Below are 10,279 nucleotides of genomic sequence, written 5' to 3'. Positions count from 1 at the left end.
AGATCTACGGCGGTACCAGGTCGGCCTGGGATTACGGTCCGTTGGGCGTCGAGCTCAAGGAGAACATCAAGAAGCAGTGGTGGCGCAACATGATCACCAGCCGTGACGACACCGTCGGGCTGGACTCCTCGGTGATTTTGCCGCGCGAGGTGTGGGAGGCGTCGGGCCACGTCGAGACGTTCTCCGACCCGCTGGTGGAGTCGCTGCACACGCACAAGCGGTATCGCGCCGACCACCTCATCGAGGCCTACGAGGAAAAGCACGGCCACCCGCCGGAGAACGGCCTCGCCGACATTCGCGATCCCGAAACCGGTGAGCCCGGCTCCTGGACCGAACCGCGTGCATTCTCGGGCCTGCTCAAGACCTTCCTCGGCCCGGTCGACAACGAAGAGGGCCTGCACTACCTGCGTCCCGAGACCGCACAGGGCATCTTCGTCAACTTCGCCAACGTGCTGACCACCTCACGCAAGAAGCCGCCGTTCGGCATCGGCCAGATCGGCAAGAGCTTCCGTAACGAGATCACGCCCGGAAACTTCATCTTCCGCACCCGTGAGTTCGAGCAGATGGAAATGGAGTTCTTCGTCAAGCCGGGCGAGGACGACGAGTGGCATCAGTACTGGATCGACTACCGCATGAAGTGGTACACAGACCTCGGTATCGATCCGGAGAACCTGCGGCTCTACGAGCACGCCAAGGAAAAGCTGTCGCACTACTCCAAGCGCACCGTGGACATCGAGTACAAGTTCGGATTCCAGGGCAGCGCGTGGGGTGAGCTCGAGGGCGTCGCGAACCGCACGGATTACGACCTCTCGGTGCACTCGAAGGCGTCGGGCCAGGATCTGAGCTACTACGAGCAGGCCACCGACACCCGCTACACCCCGTACGTCATCGAGCCTGCGGCCGGTCTGACGCGTTCGCTGATGGCGTTCCTCGTCGACGCGTACACCGAGGACGAGGCACCCAACGCCAAGGGCGGCGTCGACAAGCGCGTCGTGCTCAAGCTCGACCGTCGGCTGGCCCCGGTGAAGGTCGCGGTGCTCCCGCTCTCGCGTAACGCCGATCTGACGCCCAAGGCGAAAGATCTTGCGCAGCAACTGCGTCAGTACTGGAACGTCGAATTCGACGACGCCGGAGCAATTGGTCGCCGCTACCGTCGTCAGGACGAGATCGGCACCCCGTTCTGCATCACCGTCGACTTCGAGACTCTCGACGATCACGCCGTCACCATCCGCGAGCGCGACACCATGGCGCAGGAGCGTGTGGCACTCGATCAGGTCGAGGGCTACATCGCGTCTCGTCTGATCGGCGCGTAGGAACCTCACATACACGACAGGGCCCGATCTCGCGATGAGATCGGGCCCTGTCGTATGTCTGTCGAGAAACTAGAAGCGGCCGCCGCCACCGCCGAATCCGCCGCCCCCACCGCCGCCGCCGAAGCCCCCGCCACCGCCGAATCCGCCACCGAAGCCGCCGCCACCCCCGCCGCGCAGCACACTGTTGATCAGGATGCCGCCGAGGACCGCACCGGCGATGTTGCCGCCGCTACTGCCACCGCGCGGACCGTGGCGATTCTCCCAGTTCTGCACGTCGGACTGGGCGATCTGCGATGCGCGCGAGGCCAATTGGCTCGCAGCGTGCGCGTGCTTGAGGGCCTCGTCCGGGTTCTTGGGGTCGAGCTGACGCGCCGCACCGAGGTGCCGTTCGGCCTCGGACAGGCGCGTTCTGGCGTCGGCACCCACTCCGCCGCGGCGCGTCGAGATGTAGTCCGCAGCGGCGGTGATCTGCGCCTGAGCGGCCGCGATATCGCGATCCAGGCGGGCCCGAAGTTGGTCCTCGGCCGCCTTGTCCGCCGACGCCTCGTCGACGATCTTCTCGAGTTCGGCATCGGCTTCGGCGAGGGCGGTGTAGCTGCCGAGAGGGTCCGAGGACTGCGCCGTCTCCGCGTTCTTCAATGCAGTCTGGGCGGCTGTCATGGCTGCCTGCAGTTCGGCCCCGCCGTGTTCGGCCAATCCACGAGCCTGCTCGATGTCGCGTCGAACGTCCGCGATGGCGTCGGGCAGGGTTGCGATGGCATGCCTGATGTCGTCACGGGCATGGTCGACGCCATCGAGCAGGGTCTTGGCCTGGTCGACGGCTCGCTCGGCCGTGCGAATCGCGGTGACCGCCGGCCCCTGCTTGCCGGGCGGGAGTGCCGCCGCCGAGCGTCCGGCCTCGATGTTCTCCTCGGCCAGCGCCATGCGCTCCTTGGCCATCGTGACGTTGTCGGCAATCGAGTTCAGCGCCGATTCGGAGAAGTCCGAATGCAGCTGAGCAAGAACCGATTCGGACTGCGGAATTCTCACCGTCAAGCCGACGACAGCCTGGGTGAGCTCGTCGAGGTGGGCGTCGGCGTTCATCACGAGATCGCGGAACCCGTCGAATTCCTCCACCCGCGAATCGAGTTCGCGATCGGCCTGGCCACACGAGGAGATGATCTCGACGAGCATCGCCCGTCGCTGATCCGGAGTTTCCGGAATGGCGTCGTCGAGGCGTTGACGAATCTCGAACGCCGAGGCCAGGGCTTTCTTGGCGTTGTCGTAGGCGGTGATGAACGGCGCGGCCGCGGAATCTCCGAATTCTCCACGGGCGAGGTTCAATTCCTCTTCGCTGGCGCGCACCGCGTTGTCGGTCTCGATCAGAATTTCCTTGGCCCGCGTGTCGAGGACGTCGATGGGGAAGGCGGCCAGTGCGGCCGGGTCGCTCGGGTCGATCTTCGCCACGGCCTCGACCTCGGCGGCGACTCGGGCCTTCTTGCGGCGCGACGAGTAGACGACGGCTCCGCCGCCTGCCACGGCCAGTGCGCCGACTCCGATCAGCAGGGGTGCCGACGAGCCACCGCTGCCGCTCGAGGCGTACGCGTCGCCGAGTGCACCGGCTGCCGCAATGGCCGCACCGGACCAATCTTCCTCGCGCAGTGCAGGTTCGACATCGTCGACACGGATCGAATCTTGTTCGGAGGTGGTGATCTGAGACAGGCCGGTGTTCACCGCGAGGTAGTACGAACGGTCCACGGTGGCCACGGCGAGCAGAACGTCGCGCTGGCCGAGGTCACTTCTCTGGTACGTCTGCTCGGCCCAGTTCGCCGCCGACATGTTGTCGAAGTCCGCGACATAGGTGACCCACAACCGAACCTGGCTGCTGCCGTAGAGATCGTCGATCGAGGTCTGCACCTCGGCGAGTGCATCCGGGTCGAGTGCCTGGACGTTGTCGGTGATCTGTGTGGCCAGTCGCGACGGAGCCTCGGCGGATGCAACTCCCGGCGCGAGCAGGACCGCGGCGAAGAGGGTCAGAGCACCCACGGCGGCGAGACGACGAAATCGATGGATTGCTTCTCGAACGACTGGGGCGCTGGTGTGCCGCCGGTGCTGGACTGCCATGGCCTGAAATCTACCGGCTACGCGCCCGTGAGATCGAGCAGGTCGATCCGGATGCATGACAGTTGTCACCTCGCAATCGTGACGCCCGAACGAGGTCGGAGCTGCTCGGCCGCAGCAGAGTGATTCCCATGACCACAACGAAAGCAGTCGAACTGCGCAGCGTCACCAAGACCTACGGCTCGGTCCGGGCGGTCGACGGGCTGAGCCTGTCCATCGAACCGGGCGAGGTCGTCGCATTCCTCGGACCGAACGGAGCGGGAAAGACGACCACCATCGACATGATGCTCGGCCTGGCGACACCCACCACCGGGACGGTCTCGGTGTTCGGGGGAACGCCCGCCGACGCCATCGCCCAGGGGCGCATCTCGGCCGTCATGCAGACCGGCGGTCTGCTTCGCGATCTGACCGTCCGCGAAACCGTCGAGCTGACCTCGGCACTGTTCGCCCACACCCGCTCGGTGAAGGAGGTACTGACCAGGGCCGGCATCGCCGATATCGGAGACCGTCGAGTGGCGAAATGCTCCGGCGGTCAGCAGCAAAGGCTTCGGTTCGCGCTCGCTCTGCTGCCCGATCCGGATCTGCTGGTGCTGGACGAGCCGACCACCGGCATGGACGTCGAGGGGCGTCGCGACTTCTGGAACGCCATTCGCCAGGACGCCAGCACCGGCCGCACGGTGCTGTTCGCAACGCACTATCTGGACGAGGCCGACGCGTACGCAGACCGCATCGTGCTGGTGCGGCACGGCAAGATCGTCGCCGACGGTAGCGCCGCCGAGGTGAAGAACCTGGCGGCAGGACGCACCGTCACCGCCACCCTGCCCGGAGTCGACCAGTCGGTGTTGCTGGCTCTGCCGGGGGTGGACCGCGTCGACACACGTGGCGATCGGGTGATCGTGCACGGACGCGACTCCGACGCCGTGGCCCGATACCTACTCAACGATGCACACGCGACCGATCTGGAAATCGTCTCGCGCAACCTCGAAGACGCATTCCTCGCCCTGACCACCGACTCCGAAAACGACACAGCCGCAAACGACCTTGCCGGGAGCATCCGATGACCACGACCGCACACTCCGCAGCCACCCGTACCTCTGCCAGAGCCGTTGCCTGGGGCGGCTTCTCGCCGACCTTCCTCGGACTCGAGATCCGCAGGCTCTTTCGGAACAAGCGAACTCTGATCTTCACGTTGGTGATGCCGCCGGTGTTCTTCGTCATCTTCGGCACGCAATCCGACTACCGGACCGACTACCCCTTCGCGCACGGCAACGTCACCGGTTACATCGCCATCAGCATGGCCGTCTACGGCGCGATGCTCGCGACCACGAGCGGGGGAGCGATGGTCTCGGTCGAGCGGGCACAGGGGTGGAGCAGGCAACTGCGGTTAACCCCGCTCGCGCCCGTGGCGTACATCGTCACCAAGGTCCTGGTCGCCATGACGATGGGTGCAGCCGCGATCGTCGTGGTGTTCGTCGTCGCGAAGTTCTTCGGAGCAGACATGCCGATCTGGGTGTGGCTCAGCTGCGGAGCGATCGCGTGGCTCGGGTCGGCAGTGTTCGCCGCGTTCGGGCTGTTCATGGGCTACCTGCTGCCCTCGGAGAACGTCATGCAGATCCTCGGACCGGTGCTCGCCTTCCTGGCGTTGGCCGGCGGACTGTTCGTCCCGCTCGGTGACAGCGGCTGGTTTCCGATGCTGGCCCAGTTCACCCCGCTCTACGGCCTGGCGACCGTGTCCCGGGCACCGTTCACCTCGGCCGACACCGGCACCCTGGTGATCGCCGTGGTGAACCTGGTGGTGTGGGCCGCGATCTTCGTCGCCGGAGCGTCCTTGCTGTTCCGCAAAGACACCAAGCGTGCGTGAGACCGAAACCGCTGATCATGTCGTCCACAGAGATACCGTGGGCGACATGACCACGTTCACCGCCGACCTTCCCGAGGGACGGATCTGGCGGTTCGGCTGGATGTTCGGTGCCATCTGGCTGGTGTACCTGATCTATCCGTTGAACGACATCCTCGCTCTGGAATACGTGCCGGCGAAGGTTGCCGGGGTCGTCACGATCGTTGCCTTCGGTGCCGTGTTCACGTCCACTTTCTGGCGTTTTCGTAACGGACACCGCCGAGGAAAGCCGCTGCCGGTCTCCCAGGCGTGGATCGCGCTCGGAGTCATGATCACGCTGACCGTGTTCATGAGTGTATGGATCGGAACCACCGCATTCGGCGCGACCGTCTACGTCGCAGTACTGGCCATGATGACCCTGCCGGTCAGGCAAGCGTGGGTGTTGGTGGTGGTGATGGTCGCGCTCGTCGAAGCGGTGCCACGCTTCATCTCGTCCTGGGAGCCCGACACCTTCTTCGCATTTCAGCTGCTGATCAGCGCGGCCGCGGCATGGGGGATCACGCAGGTCTTCCAGCGCAATCACGAATTGGCCGTGGCCAGGCAACAATTGGCCGATCTGGCCATCGTGGCCGAACGCGAGCGCATGAGCCGGGACGTGCACGACATTCTGGGCCACTCGCTGACCGTCATCACCGTCAAGAGCGAATTGGCGGGCAGGCTCATCGAGATCGATCCGGCCCGCGCGGCCGTGGAGATCGCGGAACTGGAAACCCTTGCTCGGCAAGCACTCGCCGACGTGCGCAGTACCGTCGGGGGCATGCGCCAGGTCGACGTCGGATCCGAGTTGGCCAGTGCACGAACGGCTTTGACCGCGGCGGGGATCGAAGCAGATCTGCCCTGTGACGCCGACGTGGTGCCGCTGCGGCATCGAGAACTCTTCGGCTGGGTGCTCCGCGAAGCAGTGACCAACGTGGTTCGACACTCGCGTGCACGGCAGTGCCGGGTGACGCTGACGGCGTCGAGCATCTCCATCGTCGACGACGGGGTGGGACCGGCAGACCAGCAGTCCGGTGGCAACGGTCTGCGCGGTCTCGGTGAACGGGTGACGGCAGCGGGTGGTTCACTGACGATCGCCCGGGTGCCGACCGGTGGGTTCAGGGTGGAGGTACACCGTGAATAGGACGCAGGCGCGATGACCATCACGTTGTTGTTGGCCGACGATCAGGCCCTGGTGCGCGGCGCACTTGCGGCCCTGCTGGGGCTCGAACACGATCTCGAGGTCGTCGCCGAAGTGGGACGTGGAGACGAGGTTGCCGCCGCCGTTCTCGAACATCGACCCGACGTCGTCCTGCTCGACGTCGAGATGCCCGGCAAGAACGGTATCGAGGTCACCGCCGAACTGGCGCTCGTCGCCCCGCAGTCGAGGGTGCTGATCGTCACCACGTTCGGGCGACCGGGATACCTGCGACGCGCCATCGATGCGGGTGCGTCGGGTTTCGTGGTCAAGGACACTCCCGCCAAGCAGCTGGCCGACGCCGTTCGGCGCGTACACATGGGGCTTCGCGTCGTCGATCCGACGCTGGCGACCGAAACCCTCACCGATGGCGTCTCTCCACTGACGGCCCGAGAGCAGGAGGTTCTCCGCGCGGCTGCCAGGGGCGGAACCGCTGGGGCCATCGCTGCTCAGGTCCACCTCTCCGAGGGCACGGTGCGCAATCATCTGTCGTCGGCGATCGGAAAAACTGGCACGAGCACCAGGGCCGAGGCGGTCCGGGTGGCCGAGGATCGAGGGTGGCTGTAGGTCGTTCGAGGCGCGCCGTGACGGTTCCGATGCCTGGGCCTGGCAAACTCGAGGAGTGAATTCAACTCTCGACCGAGATTCGTACGGCGATCCGTACGACGACCGGTATGCCCCGGACCCCGGTCCCGAGCGTCTCGGCTTCTTCGGAACGCTCGGACGCTGGACCGGTCGGCTGGTCGCGGGAGTGGTACTGATGTCGTTGGTGCTGGTCGCGGGAACAGCGGTGCGGGTATGGCAGGTGGCGCGCATCGACGACTACTCCAAGGCCGACGCCATCGTCGTACTCGGCGCTGCTCAGTACAGCGGCACACCCTCGACGGTGTTCGAGGCACGACTGTCCCAGGCCGCGTCGCTGTACGAGCAGGGAATCGCCCCCGAGATCGTCACCGTCGGTGGCAAGCAGGAGGGCGACCTGTTCACCGAGGCCGCGTCGGGCCGCAACTATCTGATCGATCAGGGAGTTCCTGCCGACGCCATCATCGCCGTCGAGACCGGCTCGGACACCCTCGAGAGCATCGAGGCGGTGAGCAACACACTGCGTGAGCAGGGCAGGTCGTCGGTGGTGTTGGTCAGCGATCCGTGGCATTCACTGCGCACCCGAACCATGGCGCGCGACGCCGGCCTCGATGCCTGGACTTCGCCCACGCGCACCGGGCCCGCGGTCTACACCAGAGAATCCCAGGCGCACGGAATCGCCAGGGAGACAGGCGCTCTGCTGTGGTATCAGCTGACCCACTTCACCGCGGACTTCTCCTACACGGCGGGCCAGTAGATGAGCGGCACGTACTCGGCGCACGACGTCGAACGATTCGTCACCGAACCCCCGAAGACCGCAGGACTGCGGGCCGGGGCGGACAACGCCTCGCATCGAAGCGCGTTCGCACGCGATCGAGCGCGCGTGTTGCATTGCGCCGCGTTGCGCAGGCTCGCCGACAAGACTCAGGTCACCGGTCCTCGAGACGGAGACACCCCGCGCACACGATTGACGCACTCGCTCGAAGTTGCGCAGATCGGCCGCAGCATCGCCGAGGGGCTCGGCAGCGATCCGGATCTGGTGGACCTCGCCGGGCTGGCGCACGACATCGGCCACCCGCCGTACGGACACAACGGCGAACGCGCCCTCGACGAAGTGGCTCAGGATTGCGGTGGGTTCGAAGGCAACGCGCAGAACCTGCGCATCCTGACCGGGCTCGAGCCGAAGATCCTCGACTCCGACGGCCGCAGCGCAGGACTCAACCTGACCCGGGCGTCGCTCGATGCCGCAACCAAGTACCCATGGATCAGGCCCGCCCCCGGAGCGAAGTTCGGTGCCTACGACGACGATTCCGCCATCTTGGGCTGGGTACGTGACGGCGCTCCGGACAAGCACAAGTGCCTCGAAGCGCAGAGTATGGACTGGTCCGACGACGTCGCGTATTCGGTCCACGATGTCGAGGACGGTGTGATCGACGCCCGAATCGATCTACGGGCGCTGTCTGATCCGATCGAGCGACGCGCCCTCGCCGAGCTCGGCGTCTCGGAATTTCGCGGACTCGATGTGGAGGAACTGATCGAGGCCGCAGATCGACTGTCCAGGATGCCCGTCGTGGTCGCGGTCGGACGCTACGACGGCACTCTCGCCGCATCCGTTGCGCTCAAGCACATGACCAGTGAACTGGTAGGCCGCTTCGCCACCGCCGCGATCGAGGGCACCCACGAGAAGTACGGCACTGCGCCGCTGAGCCGATACGACGCCGACCTGGTGGTGCCGTCGATCGTCGGCTCGGAAGTTGCACTGCTCAAGACGATGGCGTTGCGGTACGTGATGTCCGATGCCGGACACAAGATCCGCCAGGAGCGCCAACGCGACCGTATCCACCGCGTCGCCGAGTGGTTGATGCGCTCTGCTCCTGGCGAACTGGACCCCATTCTGGTGCCCGCGTGGCAGCGGGCCGACAGCGATGCGGAACGCACTCGTGTGGTCGTCGACCAGATCGCCTCGTACACCGAAAGTCGCCTCGAATTGATCGACAAGCGGTCACTCGGGGCTCAGGCCAGCTGGGGCTGATCGCTCCGCCGACCGAATGTGGGTAGGTCCGGATCGGGACTAGACTGCCCTTCGTGGCCGGCCGAATTCCTGAACGCGACATCGCCGCCATTCGCGAACGCACACGGATCGAGGACATAGTCGGCGACTACGTCTCGCTCAAGCGCGCGGGCGGCGACTCCATGAAGGGGCTGTGCCCCTTCCACGACGAGAAATCCCCGTCGTTCCACGTTCGCCCCAATCACGGTCACTATCACTGCTTCGGCTGCGGCGAGGGCGGTGACGCCTACTCCTTCCTGCAGAAGATAGAGCACATCTCGTTCGTCGAGGCCGTCGAGCAACTGGCCGACCGGCTGAACTATTCGATCTCCTACGAGGGCGGAGGCCCGTCGGTTCAGCGCGACCGCGGCACCCGTGCGCGACTGATCGCCGCCAACGCAGCAGCGCAGGAGTTCTACGCAGGCAGGCTCAGCGGTCCCGACGCCCAGGCCGCGCGGGACTACCTGACCGAACGCAATTTCGACGGCCATGCGGCGTTGGCCTACGGCTGTGGATATGCACCCGACGGCTGGGACACCCTCACCAAACACCTGCTGGGCAAGGGGTTCGAGGCCAAGGAGATCGTCGACGCAGGGCTGGCGACACCCGGCAAGCGCGGAACGCCCATCGACCGCTTCCGGCGCCGGCTGGTGTGGCCCATTCGCAGCCAGAGCGGCGACGTCATCGGCTTCGGTGCGCGCAAGTTGTTCGACGACGACACGATGCCGGGTAAGTACATCAACACCCCGGAAACCATGCTGTACAAGAAGTCTCAGGTGTTGTTCGGCCTCGATCTGGCGCGCAAGGAAATCGCGAAGTCCCATCAGGCCGTCATCGTCGAGGGCTACACCGACGTGATGGCGATGCATCTGGCAGGCGTCAAGACTGCGGTGGCGTCCTGCGGAACCGCGTTCGGCGAGGACCACCTGGCGATGCTGCGCCGACTGATGATGGACGACAGCTACTTTCGCGGGGAAGTGATCTACACCTTCGACGGCGACGAAGCCGGCCAGGCCGCCGCGATGAAGGCGTTCGAGGGTGATCAGAAGATCGCCGGTCAGACGTTCGTCGCCGTCGCCCCGGACGGAATGGACCCGTGCGACCTACGGCTGAAGTCCGGCGACAACGCCGTTCGCGATCTGGTCGCCAGGCGTACCCCGATG

Annotated in this window: 9 protein-coding genes; 8 read left to right on the top strand and 1 reads right to left on the bottom strand. The window is 65.7% G+C overall.

Annotated features, from left to right (window positions below; genetic code table 11):
- A partial coding sequence (locus A2J02_RS19280) for a glycine--tRNA ligase (protein ID WP_068052319.1) occupies positions 1-1,313 on the top strand: 1,313 nt, incomplete at its 5' end.
- A gap of 69 nt (positions 1,314-1,382) precedes the next feature.
- On the opposite strand, the gene A2J02_RS28935 is transcribed toward A2J02_RS19280, so the two are convergent.
- Positions 1,383-3,416: a TPM domain-containing protein gene (locus tag A2J02_RS28935; RefSeq protein ID WP_269454880.1), complete on the bottom strand. Its 2,034-nt coding sequence runs from the start codon at positions 3,414-3,416 to the stop codon at positions 1,383-1,385.
- Positions 3,417-3,544: 128 nt separating this feature from the next.
- Between A2J02_RS28935 and A2J02_RS19270 the strand changes: the two genes are divergently transcribed.
- The 7 genes from A2J02_RS19270 to dnaG form a co-directional block, all read left to right on the top strand.
- Complete coding sequence (locus A2J02_RS19270; RefSeq protein ID WP_068052316.1) at positions 3,545-4,474, top strand: ABC transporter ATP-binding protein; 930 nt, start codon at positions 3,545-3,547, stop codon at positions 4,472-4,474.
- Positions 4,471-5,274 carry an ABC transporter permease gene (locus A2J02_RS19265; protein WP_068052314.1) on the top strand — a complete coding sequence of 268 codons (804 nt, stop codon included), beginning with the start codon at positions 4,471-4,473 and terminating at the stop codon, positions 5,272-5,274. Before A2J02_RS19270 ends, A2J02_RS19265 begins: the two co-directional genes overlap by 4 nt.
- A 46-nt stretch (positions 5,275-5,320) precedes the next feature.
- Positions 5,321-6,430: a sensor histidine kinase gene (locus A2J02_RS19260; RefSeq protein ID WP_068052321.1), complete on the top strand. Its 1,110-nt coding sequence runs from the start codon at positions 5,321-5,323 to the stop codon at positions 6,428-6,430.
- Positions 6,431-6,442: 12 nt separating this feature from the next.
- A complete protein-coding gene (locus A2J02_RS19255; RefSeq protein WP_068052311.1) occupies positions 6,443-7,051 on the top strand; it encodes a response regulator transcription factor in 609 nt (202 codons plus the stop codon).
- 55 nt (positions 7,052-7,106) lie between these two features.
- The gene (locus A2J02_RS19250; protein ID WP_068052310.1) at positions 7,107-7,823 is read left to right on the top strand and encodes a YdcF family protein; all 717 of its coding nucleotides are present in this window, start codon (positions 7,107-7,109) and stop codon (positions 7,821-7,823) included.
- Positions 7,824-9,098, top strand: coding sequence for a deoxyguanosinetriphosphate triphosphohydrolase (locus A2J02_RS19245; protein WP_068052304.1), 1,275 nt, complete (start codon positions 7,824-7,826; stop codon positions 9,096-9,098).
- A 53-nt stretch (positions 9,099-9,151) separates the two neighbouring features.
- A partial coding sequence (gene dnaG, locus A2J02_RS19240; RefSeq protein ID WP_068052302.1) for a DNA primase occupies positions 9,152-10,279 on the top strand: 1,128 nt, incomplete at its 3' end.

This window comes from Rhodococcus sp. EPR-147, assembly GCF_001647185.1.
Taxonomy (GTDB): Bacteria; Actinomycetota; Actinomycetes; order Mycobacteriales; family Mycobacteriaceae; genus Rhodococcoides.
The sequence above is the reverse complement of the archived record's forward strand: the minus strand, read 5'-3'. Positions and strand labels throughout refer to the sequence as shown.

What these genes read in the sequence shown, in the direction of transcription:
- A2J02_RS28935 (WP_269454880.1), bottom strand. Translation starts at nt 3,416, where the DNA reads ATGGCAGTCCAGCACCGGCGGCACACCAGCGCCCCAGTCGTTCGAGAA.
- A2J02_RS19270 (WP_068052316.1), top strand. Translation starts at nt 3,545, where the DNA reads ATGACCACAACGAAAGCAGTCGAACTGCGCAGCGTCACCAAGACCTAC.
- A2J02_RS19265 (WP_068052314.1), top strand. Translation starts at nt 4,471, where the DNA reads ATGACCACGACCGCACACTCCGCAGCCACCCGTACCTCTGCCAGAGCC.
- A2J02_RS19260 (WP_068052321.1), top strand. Translation starts at nt 5,321, where the DNA reads ATGACCACGTTCACCGCCGACCTTCCCGAGGGACGGATCTGGCGGTTC.
- A2J02_RS19255 (WP_068052311.1), top strand. Translation starts at nt 6,443, where the DNA reads ATGACCATCACGTTGTTGTTGGCCGACGATCAGGCCCTGGTGCGCGGC.
- A2J02_RS19245 (WP_068052304.1), top strand. Translation starts at nt 7,824, where the DNA reads ATGAGCGGCACGTACTCGGCGCACGACGTCGAACGATTCGTCACCGAA.